A 17,733-nucleotide genomic window follows, 5' to 3' on the forward strand; every position below is an offset into this window, starting at 1 on the left:
TCGGCCACCTTGCCATTAGCTGTGAGCTTCGACCATAAACGCTGGGCAGACCAACCAATCGACAACAAAAAACCCACCCCGGTCACCCGGGGTGGGTTTTTGGTGTTGCTTACCTAGTGCGAATGGCCGTGATGGCCGTGCCCGTGGCCGTCGTCCTCGGCCTGAACAGGCTTTTCGACGATCGCGGTCTCGGTGGTCAGGATCATCCGGGCCACCGATGCGGCGTTGAGCACCGCGGAGCGGGTGACCTTCACCGGGTCGATGACGCCCTCGGCCACCAGGTCGCCGTAGGTCAGGGTCGCGGCGTTGAAACCGTGGTTGACCGGCAATTCGGAGACCTTGTTGACCACGACCGAGCCATCGAACCCGGCGTTGGTGGCGATCCAGAACAGCGGTGCCGATAGGGCTGCGGCGAAAACGTCCACACCGAGCGCCTCGTCACCGGAGAGCGAAGCCCGCAGGTCCTTCAGCACGGACCCGGCCTGCACCAGCGCGGAACCGCCGCCGGCGACGATGCCCTCTTCAACCGCGGCCTTGGCAGCGGCGACCGCGTCTTCGACGCGATGCTTGCGCTCCTTGAGTGCGGTTTCGGTGGCAGCGCCGACCTTGATGACGGCAACTCCGCCGGCCAGCTTCGCCAGCCGCTCTTCGAGCTTCTCGCGATCCCAGTCGGAGTCGGTGGACTCGATCTCGGCACGCAGCTGCTTGACGCGACCGGATACGGCCTCGTCGGAACCGCCGCCGTCGACGATCACCGTGCTGTCCTTGTTCACCACGACGCGGCGGGCGGTGCCCAACACGTCGAGACCGGCATCGCGCAGCAGCAGGCCGACGTCAGGGTTGACGACCTGACCGCCCGTGACGACCGCGAGGTCATCGAGGAACGCCTTGCGACGGTCCCCGAAGAACGGCGCCTTGACCGCCACAGCCTTGAGCGTCTTGCGGATGGCGTTGACGACCAGGGTCGACAGCGCCTCTCCGTCGACGTCCTCGGCGATGATCAGCAAGGGCTTGCCCGACTCCGCGACCTTCTCCAGCAGCGGGAGCAGATCGGGCAGCGAGCTGATCTTGTCGCGGTGCAGCAGGATCAGCGTGTCTTCGAGGACGGCTTCCTGCTGGTCGAAATCGGTGACGAAGTAGGCCGACAGGAAACCCTTGTCGAACCCGACGCCGTCGGTGATCTCCAGCTCGGTATTCATCGTCGAGGACTCTTCGACGCTGACGACGCCATCGGCGCCGACCTTGGTCATTGCCTCGCCGACCAGTGCGCCGACTTCCTCATCACGCGAGGAGACCGTGGCGACCTGGCCGATGGCGACCTTGTCCGATACCGGGGTGGCCGAGGCCAGCAGCGCTTCGGACACGGCGTCGGCGGCCTTGTGGATACCCGAACCGAGCTCGATGGGGTTGGCTCCGGCAGCGACGTTGCGCAGGCCGGCCTTGACGATGGCCTGCGCCAGCACCGTCGCGGTGGTGGTGCCGTCACCGGCGACATCATTGGTTTTGGTGGCGACCGACTTGACCAGCTGGGCGCCCAGGTTCTCGAAGGGATCTTCCAGGTCGATCTCACGGGCGATGGTGACGCCGTCGTTGGTGACCGTTGGGCCGCCGAAGGCCTTGGCGAGTACTACGTGCCGACCGCGGGGACCCAGGGTCACCTTGACCGCGTCGGCGAGTTTGTCGACGCCGGCCTCAAGGGCACGGCGTGCGGTTTCGCTGAACTCAATCTGCTTGCTCATGAATGTCTTTCCGTGTGCGGAATTGGTGGCAAAACGTGCGCCGCCCCGGACATCGCCCGCATGGCTATGCGGGGACGTCCGGGGCGGATCACGGTCGAATTATTTGGAGACGACAGCCAGCACGTCGCGTGCCGAGAGGATGAGGTACTCCTCGCCGCCGTACTTGATTTCGGTGCCGCCGTACTTGCTGTAGATCACGACGTCGCCAGTCGACACGTCCAGTGGAATCCGCTTCTCGCCATCTTCGTCCCAGCGGCCGGGGCCAACTGCAACGACGGTGCCTTCCTGCGGCTTCTCCTTGGCGGTGTCGGGGATGACCAGACCAGATGCGGTCGTGGTCTCGGCCTCGTTGGCCTGAACGAGGATCTTGTCCTCGAGTGGCTTGATATTGACGCTCGCCACGATGGAGCCCCTTCACTAGATTCAGGATGTGGCTCGGGTTGTTCCCGAGGCCTCACACAATTTCGAGCATTACAGGTGTCGGCATTCGTCCATGTCCCTGCGTCGTCGTCGCGGGAGCCGACACTGGGGTTGTCCGCCTGCCGACTAGCACTCTATACACGCGAGTGCCAGTCCTCAAGGGCGGGCCGAAGGCTCTTGGCCTGGGACGTCCGATTGGACCATCAAATGGGCGGAGATATCGCCCATCATCTCGAGGTCCACCTCTCGGGTGGTGAAGTGCCAACCGCTCTCGTCTCGGGCGAATGCGTCCTGGTAGCGGCCGACCACTATCGGCTGCAGAGGCGTCCCCTGAGTCTGCTGGACGACGCAGAAAGTGGAGCGGGCATTGGCTCGGCTCCCACTGACCTCGACGATGGGGTTGAGCACCAGGTGCCGGGTCCGCGGGGTGTTGCCGGCATCTGGGTAGCGGCGAATGTTGTCGGTGAGAAATTCCGCGATTGCCGTTGCGCCGGAGACCGGCGGCGATTGAGTATTGACGAAGGTGCAACGGGCCAGCAGGACGCCGACATTGTCGAAATCGCCTGCGTCGACCAATTCCGCATATCGGTAGAGCAGCTCAGTCACGGCGAGGCGATCAGACGAATCGCTCATCACGCCACCTGGCCCTGGATGACCGGCAGACCAGGGTCCGTGGCCACCCCCAACTGCGACGGTTTCGCCCCCGCGGCCACCAGGTGCGCGGCGAATGAGGCGATCATCGCGCCGTTATCGGTGCACAGCCGCGGACGCGGTACCCGCAGCGTCAATCCGGCTGCGGCACAGCGCTCTTCGGCGAGTTCACGCAGCCTGGAGTTGGCGGCCACCCCGCCTGCGATGATCAGGGTCGACACTCCCAGTTCGGTGGCGGCCCTGACCGCTTTCATCGTCAGGACGTCGGCGACCGCCTCCTGGAAACCGGCGGCGATATCCGCGGTCGACGCATCCGGATTCTTCTCGACATAGCGGGCCACCGCCGTTTTCAGACCGGAGAAACTGAAGGCGTTGCGGTCATCACGCGGCCCGGTCATCCCGCGCGGGAACACAATTGCGCCTGAGTCACCGGTGCGGGCGAGGTCGTCGAGCACCTTGCCACCCGGGTAGCCCAGCCCCAACAGGCGCGCGACCTTGTCATAGGCCTCCCCCGCCGCGTCATCGACGGTGGTCCCGATTTCGATGATCGGCTCCCCCAGCGACCGGACGTGCAGCAGGTGGGTGTGGCCGCCGGAGACCAGCAGACCCACGCTTTCCGGCAGCGGTCCGTGGTCGAAGACGTCGGCGGCCAGGTGTCCACCGAGATGGTTGACGGCGTAGAACGGGACGCCCCAGGCCGCCGAATACGCCTTGGCCGCAGCCACTCCCACCAACAGCGCGCCGGCAAGTCCCGGGCCGATGGTGGCGGCGACGACATCGGGTTTGCTCACCCCGGCAGTCTCCAGCGCCCTGCGCATCGTCGGACCGAGCGCCTCCAGGTGCGCCCGCGACGCGATTTCGGGTACCACCCCACCGAATCGTGCGTGTTCGTCGACGCTGGAGGCCACCTCGTCGGCCAGCAGGGTCACCGTCCCGTCGGCGTCCAGGCGGGCGATACCGACGCCGGTCTCGTCGCAGGAACTCTCGATCGCCAGGATGATCGTCATGGGCTGTCTCCGACCGGTTGCCGCCGCATTGTGTAGGCGTCCGCCCCGCTGACCTGGTAATAGCGTTTACGCAGGCCCACGGTGACGAACCCGTTGCGTTCGTAGAGGGTGATCGCGGGGACGTTATCGGTGCGCACTTCCAAAAACACCGTGCCGCCTTCGGCGAAGGCGAGCAGCTCATCCAGCAGCGCCCTGCCGACGCCGCGCCCCTGGTATGCCGGGTCGACGCCGATGGTGTGCACCTCATATTCGAACGGTGCGCGCCTGCCCAGGCGCGCGATCCCGCCGTAACCCACCACGTGTTGACCGTCGCGGGCAGCGATGTAGTGATTGTGTCCCGCCGCGAGCTCGCCGAGAAATGCCGTGGCCGGCCAAGGGTCATCGCCGTCGAACAGGAGCGCTTCGAGCTCCGCGCACCGGTCCGCATCGGCACGGGTGAGCGCGTCGATCGTCACGGGCTCCAGGCTGTTGGTCATCGCGACGCCTGCCTCTCCGCCAGGGTCTTGGCGTCCGGCCTGCGCAGGTACATCGGCACCAGCGGATCCGGCTCGCGATCCCAATCAGCAACGGCGGCAACCAGACCCGCCGAGGTCGGGCAGGTGCCGGCGAGCCGGGACAAGTCGAAGAGGCCGGCATGCTCGGGTGAGCCCGCCACCGCAGTGGCCGCACCGACGGGCACGTCAGCGGCAGCACCGACAGCAGGGCCGTCCACGCGGACCCCGTCGTGGTAGCGCGCCCAGTACACCTCGCGGCGGCGGGCATCGGTCACCACCAACACCTCACCGGTCGTCTGGCCACCGATCGCATCGAGGCTGCAGACGCCATGCACCGGTACGCCCAGCGCGTGACCGTAGGCCGCCGCGGTGGCCATCCCGACACGCAGCCCGGTGAACGGCCCAGGCCCGCACCCCACCACGACACCGGTCAGATCGACCATCGTCAGTCCGCAATCAGCCAGGGCAGCAATCACATTGGGTGTCAGACACTCCGCGTGCGCGCGCGCGTCCACGGTGATGCGTTCGGCCAGTACCTCGATGTTCGCCGGCGATGCGCCGTCGATGCGGACGATGCCCGCGGTCACCGCGGGGGTGGCGGTATCGATCGCCAGAACCACCCGCGTCACGGTGTACTCCAACGCCATATCGCCGTGCGCTCCTCGGAGTTTTCGCCGCGCTCCAACCGGATGTCCAGATGTCGGTCGGAGAGCCGCTCGGCCAACCCCTCACCCCACTCCACCACGACGACCGCGTCGTCGAGATCGGTATCGAGATCCAGGGAATCGAGCTCGGCGAGCAGGTCGGCCGCAGCGTGATCGAGCAGCCGGTAGACATCGACGTGCACCATGGCCGGCGCCCCCTGCCGACGCGCCCGGTGCAGCCGGGCCAAAACGAAGGTGGGCGAGGTGACGGGCCCCTCGACCTCCATGGCCGCGGCAATTCCCTTGGCCAACACGGTCTTCCCGGCACCCAATGGGCCAGACAGCACCACCACGTCCCCGGCTTTGAGTCCACGGCCCAGCTGTTCGCCCAGCGCCCTGGTGTCCTCGGGGCCGGCGAGTTGCGCGGAACCTTCGACCACCCGGATGTCCTCATCCACGGGGCCGCGTCCGATCCCGCAGTCGCCGCGTCAGCGCTACCAACTTGCTCGGTGTGGCGCGCTCGACCAGACGTACCAACGCGTCGTCGATGATGTCGGGCTGCTCCAGCTGCACCAGGTGACCGGCACCGCCGACGATCAGCAACTCCGACTTGGGTAGTTGCGCCACCATCTCCTCGGAGTTCTCCGGCAGCGTCAACACATCAGCATCACCGCAGGCGACCAGGGTGGGGATTTTCGCCAGCACCGGCAGCGCGGCGGACTCGTCGTGCACCTCAAGGGCGTGCAGGAATTCGACCATGGTGCGCACCGAGGTGTCGTGGATCATCTCCTCCGAGAACGCCACGACGGTGGGGCTGACATGCTGATCCCCATACGAGGCGGCCTGCAGGATCGGCCCGAGCACCGACCGCACTGCACCGCGGCCGCGGTGCACCAGTTTCGGCGCGTAGCGGGCCGCGAAGCGTGCGGCCTCCAGCGCGGGATTCTGCAGGATCTCACCCAGCGGTGATCGCGATAATCCTTCTGCCGCAGAGGAGATGATCGCGGCGCCGACAACGTGAGTGCCATAGCGATGCGGGAACTGACGGGCATGGGAGAGCACTGTCATCCCGCCCATCGAGTGTCCGACGAGCACCACCGAACCGCGGGGCGCCATCACCGCCAGCACAGTTTCGAGGTCCCGTCCCAACTGCGGCACGGTGTAGCTCTCCGACGGCCCGTCACCGGACTGGCCATGGCCCCGCTGGTCGTAGAACACCATCCTGACCTGATCGCCGAAGTCCAGTGCCAGCCGCTGGCGCTGGAAGTGCCAGGCACCCATCCGCAGGCAAAAACCGTGGGCGAAGATCACCGTCGTCGCCGCATCTTTCGGCCCGACCTCGCGGACCACCAGATCGATCCCGTCGGGCGTGGTCACCACACCGCCACGATCGGCGCCGAGCAGATCGAAATCCTCACCCAGATAGGGATCTTCGGCTGGAGTGCGGCGCGTCACCGAGCGGGCGACGGATAGTCCGGCGACGGTACCCACGGCACCGAGCCCGGCAATGCCCGCCAGCCAGGGGGCACGCTTGCGACCGCGGTGCCCGTGCGGGGTATCCGCACCCTGCGCAGTTCCCTCGGCGCTCAACCGCCGACCTCGCGGTAGGTCCGTCTGATCCGGCCACGCGGGCTGGTGACCACCTCGTAGTGGATCGTGCCCAGCAGATCAGCCCAGTCCTGGGCCGTCGACTCCCCGGCCGTCCCCGGCCCGAACAACACGGCGTCATCACCCTCGGCGACATCGACCGGGCCCGGCCCGAGATCGACCACGAACTGGTCCATGCAGATTCGTCCGACGTTGCGCCGCAATCGGCCGTTGATCAACACATCGAAGCGGCCGCTCAGGGCGCGGAACACCCCGTCGGCATAACCGAGCGGTATCAGAGCCACCGAGGTATCCGCCTCGGCGATCCAGGTGTGCCCGTAGGACACACCTTCGCCCGCCTGAAGTGATTTAACCCCTGCGACAGGACTTTTCAGCGTCATCGCGGGTATCAGATTGAGATCAGTCCGCTCGGGAACCGGGTTCAGCCCGTAGACCGCGACACCGGGGCGGACCATATCGAAGGCCAGGTCGGGGCGCGTCAGCGTCGCGGGCGAATTGGCCAGGTGGATCACGTTGAAGTCGACGCCGTGGGCACGGGCGTAGGCGGCCATCTCAGTGAAGCGCTGCGCCTGCAGGTCATTGGTGGGGTGCGCTGGTTCGTCTCCGTGGGCCAGGTGCGACATCAGCCCGTGGATCCGGATCGCCCCGTCATCTCCCGCGCGCCGCAGTGCACTCAGCAGAGCCGGGTACTCCTCACCCTTGGCCCCGTTGCGGTTCAACCCGGTATCGACCTTGACGGTGACCGTCGCCGTGGTGCCGGTGCGGGTCACCGCATCGAGCAGTTCGTCGAGTTGGCGCACCGACGACACCGCGATCTGAACATCGGCCGCGACCGCAGGCGCGAAATCGGTGCCCGGCGGGTGCAACCACGCCAGCACCGGCGCGGTGACCCCGTCCCGGCGCAACGCCACGGCTTCGTCGACGGTGGCGACACCCAGCTCGGCCGCGCCGGCCGCGACCGCGGCCTGCGCCACCCGGGCGGCGCCGTGTCCGTAACCGTCGGCTTTGACCACCACCATCACCGCCGCATTGCCGGCGTGCTGCGCCAACACGCGCACGTTGTGCGCGATCGCGTTGAGGTCGACCACCGCTTGCGGGGTAGCCGGGCTGGTCAGGGCCGTCGTTACGGGTTCTGGGGGCATGGTCATGGTCACCATCGTCGATTGTCCCAGAACTGGCCGCAGGGATCCCAAACGAGACCCCCAACGAGGGTCAGGACGTCAGTGTGAGAAGGGCTGCAGAGTGTCGAAATGTCCGTCGGGCTGCAGCTCGTCGAGGGTCTTCAGCACGGTCAGAATGTCGTCCTTCAGTGACCTGGCCAAGTCACTGGAGAAACCTTCGCGAACGACGACGCGCAGCACCGTGACGTCGGTGGCGTTATCGGGCATCGTGTACGCGGGCACCTGCCAGCCGAAAGACCGCAGAGAGTGCGAGACGTCGAATTCGGTGTAGCCACGGTTGCCCTTGAGCCGGAAGCTGACCACCGGGATCGCCGACCCGTCCGAGATGAGCTCGAAATGCTCGCTCTCGCGGAGTTGATCGCCGAACCAACGCGCCGTACTCGACAACGCCGACATCACCTGGCCGTAGCCCGCGCGGCCGAGCCGGATGAAGTTGTAATACTGCCCGACAACCTGATTGCCCCCCTTGGAGAAGTTCAGGGTGAACGTGGGCATATCACCGCCGAGATAGTTGACCCGGAACACCAACTCTTCCGGCAGGTATTCGGCGCTGCGCCATACGACGAAGCCGATGCCCGGGTACGTCAGCCCGTATTTGTGGCCGCTGACATTGATCGACACCACCCGCGGCAGCCGGAAATCCCAGATCACGTCGGGATGCAGGAAGGGCACGACGAAACCGCCACTGGCCGCATCGACGTGCACCGGCACATCTGGACCGCCGTCGGCAGCCAGCTTGTCCAGTGCCGCGCAGATCTCCGCGATCGGTTCGAGTTCGCCGGTGTAGGTGGTGCCGAGGATGCCGACCACACCGATGGTGTCTTCGGTGACCGCTCCGAGAACCTGTTCCGGGGTGATGACATAACGCCCCTCCTCCATCGGGAGGTAGATGGGTTCGACATCGAAGTACCGGCAGAACTTCTCCCAGACCACCTGGACGTTGGATCCCATCACCAGGTTCGGCGTGCGGGTGCGCCAACCGTCCTTTCCGTCGCCGACCTTGGCGCGCCACCGCCAGCTCATCGCCAGCCCGGCCAACATCACGGCCTCGCTGGAACCCACCGTGGAGACGCCGACGGCGGTGCTCGGATCGTCATCACGCAGGTTCTCGGCATGGAACAGGTCGGCGACCATACACACGCAGCGCTGCTCGATGGCCGCAGTCGCCGGGTATTCGTCCTTGTCGATCATGTTCTTGTCGAACGTCTCGGCCATCAGCTTCTCGGCCTCGGGGTCCATCCAGGTCGTGACGAAGGTCGCGAGATTGAGCCGGGAGCTGCCGTCGAGCATGAGCTCGTCGTGGATGAAGCGGTATGCGGCTTGGGGGTCCATGCATTCATCCGGCATGCGCAACGACGGGATGGGCGCGGTGGACAGCCGGCCGGTGTAGGCGGGCGAAATCGTCGCCGACGGCGTGCGCTTGCGTGTCATGGATGTTTCTCCTAGTGGGTCAGGTGGGGGTTGGTGCGGGTTGCAACGATGCGATCGCTGCTCTGATGTGGGCGCGAATTCGTGACGCTGACGTGGGCACGGCGGCCGGTCCCGGGTCGGCCGCCGACATTCCGGCAGCCCGTGCGTGGATGAAGTCGGCCGCCGCTGCAGCTTCCCCGGGAGGCAGGCCTGCGGCAAGCAGCGCACCGATGACACCGGAGAGCACATCTCCCGATCCTGCCGTGGCGGCCCACGATTGCCCGGCCGGACTGAGATACACCGGACCGCCGGGGTCGGCGATCACCGTGACATTGCCCTTGAGGAGCACGGTCGCCCCGTACGCGTCGGCCAGGGCGCGGGCCGCGCCGACCCGGTCAGCACCGGGTGGGTGGCCGGCCAGTCGGGCGTATTCCCCGGCGTGTGGCGTCAGCACCGTGGGTGCCGTGCGGTTGCGCACCAGATCGGGATGAGCGGCCACCATGGTCAGCCCGTCGGCGTCGACGATGACGGGCACATCGGTGTCCAGGGCGAAAGTCAGTGCGTTCGCACCTGCCTCGTCGGTGCCGAGTCCCGGCCCGACCACCCAGGCCTGCACCCGGCCGGCAGCTGCCGCGCTTTGCGCGGCGACTACCTCGGGCCAATGCGAAACCACCTCGGCCGCAGCGGTTCCCGCGTACCGAACCATGCCGGAGGTGGCTGCCACCGCGGCACCGCTGCACAGAATCGCCGCGCCAGGATAGGTCGACGAACCGGCCAGCACGCCGGTCACACCTTGGCTGTACTTATCGTCTTTAGGGCCGGGTACCGGCCACCTGGCGCTTACGTCCGCAGCCTCGAAACCCAGGATGTCGGTCGGCGGGAGTTCCAGACCGATATCGACGAGCTCGACACGTCCGCAGTCGGCCAGTGCGTGCACCGGTTTGAGACCGCCGAAGGTGACCGTCAGCGCGGCGCGCACCGCAGGTCCGGTGACGGCACCGGTCTGGACATCGACCCCGCTGGGAATGTCAACGGCGACCACCGGGATCTGGAGTTGCTCGAAGATGGCTGCGGCGGCGGGCCGCAACGGGCCTGAGCCCGAAATTCCCACCACCCCGTCGAGCACCAGATCTGTTGTGTTCGAAACACTTTGCACCACCCGGCCACCCGCGCGACGGAATGCCCCCAGCGCCGCAGCGTGAGTGCGCTCGGGGTTGAGCAGGATGGCATCGGCCGCGACGCCACGGCGTCGCAACAATGTCGCTGCCCACAGGGCGTCGCCGCCGTTGTCTCCGGACCCAACGATCGCGCACACCCGACGCCCGGCCAGGCCGGTGGTGCGACGTGTGAGCTCGGCGGCGACCACCGTGGCCAGGCCGTAGGCCGCGCGGCGCATCAGCACGCCTTCCGGCAGACTGGCCAGGAGCGGGGCTTCGGCGTCACGTATCGCGTCGGCGCTGTAGTAGTGCCGCATCAGCCCCCGTCCACTCGCCCTTGCCACGCGCCACACAGGTTACGTGGCGAATCTGAATACGGTCGGCGTTCGCCCCAGCGCACATTCGGTGAATCTGCTGACCTATTCGTTGCCGACGCTTACGGTTTAGCGCTAGGGCGTTCAGGCGTGAGGGCTCCAAGGGGATGGCGAGATGGCTGGATCATCGTCGGTAGGTCGGCATGCTGGGCCAAAGCTGGCCGCGACAGTCGCGGCCGCGGCCCTGGTTGTCTCGGCGTGCGGGGCCACTGGCAGCGGTGGGAGGGGCGACGCCGCACCACCGTCCGCCAAGTCACCGACCTCGCAGGCGGCTCAGGCTGCCGGTATCGGGGACACGCCCAATGCGTTGACCGGCGTTGCGGAAGCCACGGCGCTGCCGGATGACGAAGCCACCGACGGGCAGATGATCGTGACCTACGGGGATGCCACCACACCCGAGGCGATCAGGGGCCGCGACCTGATGCAGAAGACCCATCTGCTCGAGGGTCTGGCCAAAGACATCAACGATTCGCTGAAGTTGCCCTACGACATTCCGTTGCTCGGCGAGGAGTGCGGGGTGGCCAACGATTTTTGGTCCCCCGAGGATAAAACGATGACCCTTTGTTACGAAGACGTCGATTACAGCCTCAACCTCTTCACCGAGGCCAAGGATCCCGACCCCGAAGCAGTCGCGCGCAGGGTCGCGATCGGCGCGTTCTATCACGAACTCGGCCACATGGTCATCGATATCTATGGCCTGCCCGTCACCGGACGCGAGGAGGATGTCGCCGACCAGATGGCAGCCTTTGCCCTCTTACAGCGTGACGCCGACGGCAAGTTCAACCCCGACTTCGTCGAGTCCGCCAAAGACACCGCCGAGTGGTACGCGATCTCCGCCAAGGAGCAAGACCCGGCTGCCGAAGGTGCGCTCGCGGATGTGCACAGCCTCGATCAGGCCCGCATGTTCAACTTCGAATGCTGGGTCTACGGCTCCGACCCGGCGGGAAATGCCGATATCGTCGGCCCCGACGCACTTCCTGAGGATCGCGCCGGCGGGTGCGAGGACGAATACAACCAGCTGACCCGGGCATGGAGCACGCTACTGGCGCCGCACTGGAAATAGGGTTATCCACAGTTCGGGTTTCATCCACAGACCCGGCTGGCCGTGGTCAACGGGTGCCGAATTCGGTCATCGGACAACCCTAGAGTCGTACGTATGTTCGAAGAGTTCGGATCGCTCGATGACGGCGCGGTCGCCGCAGCCATCACCGCAGCCACCCGCGAAGAAGCCGCCGCCACCGCGCGGCGTATCGCCGCGATCGCCGAACTCACCACCCGCCGCTGCGGCGCCCCCGGTTCCGATCCCGGCACCGACATCCGCGAATACTGGGCCTGCGACACCTGGGATGCGGCCACCGCAGAAATCAGCGCCGCCTATGGCGCCACCCGCGGGGTCACGTCCGGCCAAATGCAGATCGCCCTCGCCCTCCGACACCGCCTGCCCCGCGTCGGCGCCCTGTTGGCCGCCGGCACCATCGGCTACTGGCTGGCCTACACCATCGTCGAGCGCACCGGCCTGATCCACGACCCTCACGCTGTGGCGTTGGTCGATCAAGCCCTCGCCGCTGACATCACCACCTGGGGTCCGCTCTCCCAACGCAAAACCGAAGAGGCCATCGACTTCTGGATCGATCGGCATGACCCCGGCGCCATCCGACGCACCCGCGCGACTGCCAGGGGCCGCGACGTCGTGATCGGCACCCCCGACGACGCCGCAGGCACCACCAGCTTCTGGGGCTCACTCCTGACTCCCGACGCCGCAGCTTTAGATCGACGACTCATCGAACTCGCCCACACAGTCTGCCCCGATGACCCCCGCACCATCCCCCAACGCCGCGCCGACGCTGTCGGCGCACTCGTCGCCGGCGCAGACACCCTGGCCTGCCGATGCGGCAGCCCCACCTGTCCGGTGGCGGGAAAGTCTTTGCAGCGCAGCAACATCCTCATTCATGTCGTCGCCGACGCGCCCGCCCTGCACACCCCCGCAGACCCCGAAACATCCGGCCACTTCAGCTCCGGTCCTGTTACTGTCGGCTCGTCGACCGCCGATACGCCCGCACCCAAAACCGCGGGTGCGGCCCTGGTCGTCGGCCGCGGTGTCATCCCCACCCCGTTGCTGGCCGAGCTCATCTACAACGGGGCCACCGTCAAACCGCTGTACCACCCCGGCATTCGGCCCCCGGAACCGCAATACCGGCCGTCCACCGCACTCGACGAGTATGTCCGCTTCCGCGATCTGACCTGTCGGTTCCCCAACTGCGACCGCCCCTCCGTCTACTGCGACGTCGACCACAGCGTGCCCTACAACGACGGGGGCGCCACCCACGCCTCCAATCTCAAATGTCTTTGCCGACATCACAGTCGATTGCGCAAAGTACACTCTAGTAATGCGTGCCGCGATCTACACCCGCATCAGCCTCGACAAGTCCGGCCAGCGCCTTGGCGTTCAGCGCCAGCTAGACGACTGTCAGGAACTCGCTGACCGGCTGGGGTGGACCGTCGCCGAGCACTTCGACGACAACGATCTCAGCGCATTTTCCGGCAAGACGCGACCACGCTTCGAGGCGATGCTTGCGGCGATGAGGCGCGGCGAGATCGACGCCCTAATCTGCTGGCACACCGATCGGTTATACCGGTCGCTGAAAGATCTTGTGCGCCTGTTCGAAGTGGCCGGAAACATCGAGATCCGTACCGTCAACGGAGGCGACCTCGATCTCTCAACTGCAACCGGCAAGATGTTGGCGACGATCCTCGGATCAGTCGCGGTCAACGAATCTGAACACAAGGCGGAGCGGCAGCGTCGCGCCGCCCGGCAGAAAGCCGAGCAGGGCCGCCCACAGTGGCGGCGGGCCTTCGGCTACGTCGAAGACACCTACGGGGTGGACCCCACCGTTGCGCCGCTCGTGAAAGAGGGTTACGCCGCAATCGTGGCCGGCGCTTCGCTCAAGGACGTGGCCGACATCTTCAACGCGGCCGGTAAACACGGCCTTAACGGCAAGCCGTGGTCACGGTCCACGGTTAGCCTGTTCCTGCGTGCCCCGAGGAACGCGGGGCTCCGCGCCCACCGGGGCGAGATCGTCGGCAAGGGTACATGGCCGCCGTTGGTGGATGAGGACATGTGGCGGGCAGCGCAATTCGTTCTCAACGCCGATGCGCGTAAGCCGGGTCCAAAGTCCGTTCGTCAACATCTCTTGACCGGGATGATGCGATGCGGCAAGCAGGGGTGCGATGGCTACTTGTCGGGGCAGTGGGTGATGCAGGCGAACAAGGGTGCTCCGAAATCGCACGTAATTACCTACGCCTGCAAGACATGTCGCGGGTGCAGCATCCGCGCCGAACATGTCGAACCGATGATAAAACGTGCGCTGATCAAGCGGTTGGCGCGACCCGATGCCGTCGAGCTTCGCCGGAAACGCGAACAAGACTCGCCAGAGCTTGAGGCGCTGCAAGCTGAGGGTTTGACGTTGGCGGATCGTCTCGATGAGATTGCCGACGAGCGCGCCGACGGACTGCTGACCGGACCGCAGGCACAGCGGGCGACTGCTCGAATCAACGACAGGCTGCAGGCCATCGAGCGCCTACGGGAGGATGAGAACATGGTCGAGGCCCTGGCCGATTTGGAGAATCTAGGGACACCGGAAGTCGCCGGAGATGTTGAGCGCGTGTTGTCAAAGTCTCAAGACCGCTACCGCACAATCCTCAATCTGATCATGGAGGTGACCGTACAGCCGGTCGGCAAGGGTGGCCACGTCTTCAAGAAGGAGCGGGTGGCCGAGGGGATTCGGTACAAGCTGTGATCGTGCCGAAAAGATCCCACTATCGGGACCGTTTGCCTATATGCAATCGGGCGAGGGCCGTCTACAGTTTGATCCATAGATCCCCAGTAGACCCAAAGAACCTCGACGGGGACCACGCGCGTTAATCGACTGTCGCGCAACTAAATAGATACGACCGCACACCCACCCTGGACTACATGTCCGGGGTGGGTTTGTTGATTCCCCCTGGAGAAAACAACGATGACCGATGATGAGTACGATGCCTACCTCGATGAGCTGGTGGCCCAGGCGCCACCGTTTTCCGAGGCGACGCGGGCGAAGCTCTACGAGCTGTTCCGGCCCGTGCGGGAAGAGCGCTATGCCGAGTTCCTGCGGTCGCGGGGCGGCAAATCGCGGATCGGCGATGCGGCCGGCACCCACCGCACCGACTGGGAGCTGGCTCAGTGACCGAGACCGATACCATTGACGCCGAGCTGATGTTGACCCCGTCCGAGGCACGTTCGCTGACGGCCGAGATCCGCACCAACCTGCAACGGGACTGGGAGCTGATCAAGCGTGCGTACACCGAACGCGCCTGGCAGGTAATGGGATATGCGTCGTGGGACTCATACTGCGGGAAGGAGTTCCACGCTGCACTGTTGCGGCTCCCACGTGAGGAGCGCGGAGCCACGGTGTTGTCACTGCGCGACCATGGGCTGTCGGTACGTGCAATCGCCTCGGCGACGGGCCTGGGCAAGAGCACCGTCCAGCGTGAGCTGTCACCTGTCCCAAATGGGACACCCGTCGGGCTTACCAGTCAGGCACCCGGCAAGACCCCGCGTGTAGCCGAAGCGCTAGTGAAAGCCCAGAGCGGGGTTGACGACCTCTCACCCCTACATGATCTCGATAAGCGGCCTCCTGCGCCGAAGCCGGAACGTGTTCCGGCACAGAAGAAGTACGCTCACGTCGCCGCGCCGGCAGATGTCATCCAAGTTGACGAGTGGGACTACGACTACCACCTAAACAACGACAATGACGATGCCGCGCGATTTATCGTCGCGCGAATGTGGGACGTTACGCTCGATGTAGCCGTCCTAGGAATCCAGGACCACTCAGGCGCTGTCGGTTGGCACGTCGAAATAGAAAATCACATCGAACTTCAAACGCCGCATGAAATCCGCGCGATGGCGCAGATGCTATTGGAAGTCGCCGACGAACTGGAACGGCGGCAGGATGACTGACGCCGGGATGGCATGACCGAGGTCAAGCACGGCAGGGACCCTGACCTGGAACGCCTGGCCGACAAGATCCTCACCGAGGGGTTGAGCGACAACAAGCGCAGCATCGACAGGGATATCGAGAAGATGATGTACCAGGGTGGGCACCTCACCATGGAAGAGTTGAGAGTGTACGACCCTGGAAATGACTGGGATACACAGGATTCTGCGTATTCCATCCTCGTTGAGCCCGCCAAAATGCAGTACATCGAGCCATCGATAACGCACGGCGACGAGAATGTCCGCGCCAGGAATCCGCGACTGTTGGAACGCCAAGCGCTCATGCGTCATGTCGGAGAAGGGAATTCGCCGCCCGAGGATATCCCCCTGCTGGGCATCAATGACGGACGGCGCAAGGTGTGCGGGCGGTGTCAGCAGGCCAAAGGATTGCCGTTGTTCTCGCCGAAGAATGACGCCAAGGATGGGTTGCACCCATGGTGCAAAAAGTGTCGGAAAGACACTGTGCCACAGAATCGGAAAACCAGCAGGTCAGGGAAATAAGCCGCTGTAGCGATAGTAGAAGGAAATGTTCCCCTCGTCTTTTTTTGAACTCATTCAATCAATCACCTATCAAAGGAGATCGCATCCCCATGTTCACATGCGGGCGTGGCCACGAAATCCGCGGACCACAGGACAGGACGAACAGCGGGCAGTGCGCAGCCTGCCACCGTGAGGACGCGCTCAAACACCAGCGCAAGCGCAAGGCGGGCATTGCGCTTTACGACGCCGTCATTGCGCGGGGAATGACCGTCGGGGAGGCAATCTCGGTTATCCAGAAGATCGACTACTGGTCAATTCAGAAGTGCCAGGCAGCCACGTCATGAAGATCGACCTCGGCGGCACCCCTATATGGGTCTCGCCCCGTAGGACCGGCGGCGCTGAAATCATCCAGGGCAGTAGCCGAATCAAGCTCCGTGAAAATGAGATGGCGGCGCTAGGCCGCGCTCTGCAAGACATGTCAAATGATGCCCGGGTGGGCAAGGAGATGACGACGATTGAACAACAACAGCACTGATACGAGAGCCCGATAGATGGGCTATTCGGAACGGTCCACGGTGAAGCTTCTGGGAGAACACCCGAAGGTCAACTACGTCATGACACCGAAGTCACTGATGCTCGACGACCGACTGACGTCAGATGCTTTCCGCGTCGGCGTCTATTTGCTGTCGCTCAAAGATGGCCGGGAGGTGAATCAGCGCCAGATCACCGCGGCTCTGGGATGGCCCACCAACAGCATTCGCGTTTCCAAAGCGATCAAGAATCTTGTCGGCCGCGGATGGCTGATGCACAACAGGTACACAAGCGGCAAGCGGACCTACAAGCACGAGTACGTTTTGAACCGGGCACGTCGGGTCTATGCCGAGAAATCATCGGCAGTGGATCTCGACACCACCGAGAGGGGCAGTGCCGAGAAATCATCGTCACTGTATGCCGAGGATTCCTCGGCACCTCCTAAGGATCAAAAGAAAACCGATGACCATGAGAGTCATCGGGTTGATGATCTAAGCCAGCCTGACGGCTGGACTCGGTGCCCGGAGTGTGGGTACCCGAGACAGGCGCATGGCCATACCGATGACGGGCGAATGTACTGCCCGCAAACCACTGTCATGGTCCCGGACGACGCCCCGCCATTCTGATTTCCAGCGGAACCCACTACACCCGTGTGGGTTCCGCCGATGATCTACGCGCCGATGATTCTAGGGCGGTCTGCTTCGCGCCCGCCTCAAAGGTATTGAGATCTTCATCCCTGCCGGGCGAATGGGTACCGCACCCTAGACCGTGAATAGTCATCCGGCCACGCCATCGGGTCTTCCCTGTCGGCGTCGCCGGTCGACGACCCCGACGCATCCTGCCTGTTGCGAGAAGTGTTGGTAGAGAAGCGGGGTGGGGACCGGAAGTCCGATGAGCCGAAGATCAAAGCTGACATTGTCAGTTCTGATGCTCATGGCAACTCCCGTTCCTACACCCTCGACCGCCTCCACCGGGAATCGCCGGAGCTGTACCAGCAGGTGGTCG

The 17,733-nt window shown here is 64.9% G+C and carries 20 protein-coding genes; 9 read left to right on the forward strand and 11 right to left on the reverse strand.

Annotated elements, in window-relative coordinates; genetic code table 11:
- Positions 1 to 113 precede the first annotated feature (113 nt).
- From groL to ADBZ9O_RS26880, 11 genes are all read right to left on the reverse strand, one after another.
- Positions 114 to 1,739: a chaperonin GroEL gene (gene groL / locus ADBZ9O_RS26830; RefSeq protein ID WP_526526177.1), complete on the reverse strand. Its 1,626-nt coding sequence runs from the start codon at positions 1,737 to 1,739 to the stop codon at positions 114 to 116.
- Positions 1,740 to 1,838: 99 nt separating this feature from the next.
- On the reverse strand, positions 1,839 to 2,141 hold the full coding sequence (gene groES / locus ADBZ9O_RS26835) for a co-chaperone GroES (protein ID WP_264068277.1): 303 nt from the start codon (positions 2,139 to 2,141) through the stop codon (positions 1,839 to 1,841).
- A 174-nt stretch (positions 2,142 to 2,315) separates the two neighbouring features.
- On the reverse strand, positions 2,316 to 2,792 hold the full coding sequence (locus ADBZ9O_RS26840) for a nuclear transport factor 2 family protein (protein WP_526526179.1): 477 nt from the start codon (positions 2,790 to 2,792) through the stop codon (positions 2,316 to 2,318).
- Positions 2,792 to 3,817 carry a tRNA (adenosine(37)-N6)-threonylcarbamoyltransferase complex transferase subunit TsaD gene (gene tsaD / locus ADBZ9O_RS26845; RefSeq protein WP_526526181.1) on the reverse strand — a complete coding sequence of 342 codons (1,026 nt, stop codon included), beginning with the start codon at positions 3,815 to 3,817 and terminating at the stop codon, positions 2,792 to 2,794. The genes ADBZ9O_RS26840 and tsaD overlap by 1 nt, the downstream gene beginning before the upstream one ends.
- Positions 3,814 to 4,293, reverse strand: coding sequence for a ribosomal protein S18-alanine N-acetyltransferase (gene rimI / locus ADBZ9O_RS26850; RefSeq protein WP_526526182.1), 480 nt, complete (start codon positions 4,291 to 4,293; stop codon positions 3,814 to 3,816). Before rimI ends, tsaD begins: the two co-directional genes overlap by 4 nt.
- Positions 4,290 to 4,958: a tRNA (adenosine(37)-N6)-threonylcarbamoyltransferase complex dimerization subunit type 1 TsaB gene (gene tsaB / locus ADBZ9O_RS26855; RefSeq protein ID WP_526526184.1), complete on the reverse strand. Its 669-nt coding sequence runs from the start codon at positions 4,956 to 4,958 to the stop codon at positions 4,290 to 4,292. The genes rimI and tsaB overlap by 4 nt, the downstream gene beginning before the upstream one ends.
- Entirely contained in the window at positions 4,937 to 5,413 is a 477-nt protein-coding gene (gene tsaE / locus ADBZ9O_RS26860) for a tRNA (adenosine(37)-N6)-threonylcarbamoyltransferase complex ATPase subunit type 1 TsaE (protein WP_526526186.1), read from the reverse strand. The genes tsaB and tsaE overlap by 22 nt, the downstream gene beginning before the upstream one ends.
- Positions 5,406 to 6,464, reverse strand: a complete 1,059-nt coding sequence (locus tag ADBZ9O_RS26865; protein WP_526533542.1) for an alpha/beta fold hydrolase — start codon at positions 6,462 to 6,464, stop codon at positions 5,406 to 5,408. The genes tsaE and ADBZ9O_RS26865 overlap by 8 nt, the downstream gene beginning before the upstream one ends.
- A 77-nt stretch (positions 6,465 to 6,541) precedes the next feature.
- The gene (gene alr, locus ADBZ9O_RS26870; RefSeq protein ID WP_526533544.1) at positions 6,542 to 7,747 is read right to left on the reverse strand and encodes an alanine racemase; all 1,206 of its coding nucleotides are present in this window, start codon (positions 7,745 to 7,747) and stop codon (positions 6,542 to 6,544) included.
- 36 nt (positions 7,748 to 7,783) lie between these two features.
- Positions 7,784 to 9,175 (reverse strand): glutamate decarboxylase, encoded by a 1,392-nt coding sequence (gad, locus tag ADBZ9O_RS26875; RefSeq protein ID WP_526526187.1) that lies wholly within the window; start codon positions 9,173 to 9,175, stop codon positions 7,784 to 7,786.
- 19 nt (positions 9,176 to 9,194) lie between these two features.
- Positions 9,195 to 10,628, reverse strand: coding sequence for an NAD(P)H-hydrate dehydratase (locus ADBZ9O_RS26880; RefSeq protein ID WP_526533546.1), 1,434 nt, complete (start codon positions 10,626 to 10,628; stop codon positions 9,195 to 9,197).
- A gap of 172 nt (positions 10,629 to 10,800) precedes the next feature.
- Between ADBZ9O_RS26880 and ADBZ9O_RS26885 the strand changes: the two genes are divergently transcribed.
- The 9 genes from ADBZ9O_RS26885 to ADBZ9O_RS26925 all read left to right on the forward strand — a co-directional run bounded on the left by ADBZ9O_RS26885 (position 10,801) and on the right by ADBZ9O_RS26925 (position 17,354).
- A complete protein-coding gene (locus tag ADBZ9O_RS26885; RefSeq protein ID WP_526526189.1) occupies positions 10,801 to 11,748 on the forward strand; it encodes a DUF4344 domain-containing metallopeptidase in 948 nt (315 codons plus the stop codon).
- 93 nt (positions 11,749 to 11,841) lie between these two features.
- A complete protein-coding gene (locus ADBZ9O_RS26890; protein ID WP_526526191.1) occupies positions 11,842 to 13,167 on the forward strand; it encodes an HNH endonuclease signature motif containing protein in 1,326 nt (441 codons plus the stop codon).
- On the forward strand, positions 13,073 to 14,482 hold the full coding sequence (locus ADBZ9O_RS26895; protein ID WP_526526193.1) for a recombinase family protein: 1,410 nt from the start codon (positions 13,073 to 13,075) through the stop codon (positions 14,480 to 14,482). The genes ADBZ9O_RS26890 and ADBZ9O_RS26895 overlap by 95 nt, the downstream gene beginning before the upstream one ends.
- Before the next feature lie 219 nt (positions 14,483 to 14,701).
- Positions 14,702 to 14,908, forward strand: a complete 207-nt coding sequence (locus ADBZ9O_RS26900) for a hypothetical protein (RefSeq protein WP_526526195.1) — start codon at positions 14,702 to 14,704, stop codon at positions 14,906 to 14,908.
- Positions 14,905 to 15,681: a hypothetical protein gene (locus tag ADBZ9O_RS26905; protein ID WP_526526197.1), complete on the forward strand. Its 777-nt coding sequence runs from the start codon at positions 14,905 to 14,907 to the stop codon at positions 15,679 to 15,681. The genes ADBZ9O_RS26900 and ADBZ9O_RS26905 overlap by 4 nt, the downstream gene beginning before the upstream one ends.
- A 12-nt stretch (positions 15,682 to 15,693) precedes the next feature.
- Positions 15,694 to 16,218, forward strand: a complete 525-nt coding sequence (locus ADBZ9O_RS26910) for a hypothetical protein (RefSeq protein ID WP_526526199.1) — start codon at positions 15,694 to 15,696, stop codon at positions 16,216 to 16,218.
- An 89-nt stretch (positions 16,219 to 16,307) separates the two neighbouring features.
- Positions 16,308 to 16,541, forward strand: coding sequence for a hypothetical protein (locus ADBZ9O_RS26915; protein WP_526526201.1), 234 nt, complete (start codon positions 16,308 to 16,310; stop codon positions 16,539 to 16,541).
- The gene (locus ADBZ9O_RS26920) at positions 16,538 to 16,732 is read left to right on the forward strand and encodes a hypothetical protein (protein WP_526526203.1); all 195 of its coding nucleotides are present in this window, start codon (positions 16,538 to 16,540) and stop codon (positions 16,730 to 16,732) included. Before ADBZ9O_RS26915 ends, ADBZ9O_RS26920 begins: the two co-directional genes overlap by 4 nt.
- Before the next feature lie 97 nt (positions 16,733 to 16,829).
- Positions 16,830 to 17,354: a hypothetical protein gene (locus tag ADBZ9O_RS26925; protein ID WP_526526205.1), complete on the forward strand. Its 525-nt coding sequence runs from the start codon at positions 16,830 to 16,832 to the stop codon at positions 17,352 to 17,354.
- Positions 17,355 to 17,733 lie beyond the last annotated feature (379 nt).

This window comes from Mycobacterium sp., assembly GCF_965229105.1.
Taxonomy (GTDB): domain Bacteria; phylum Actinomycetota; class Actinomycetes; order Mycobacteriales; family Mycobacteriaceae; genus Mycobacterium.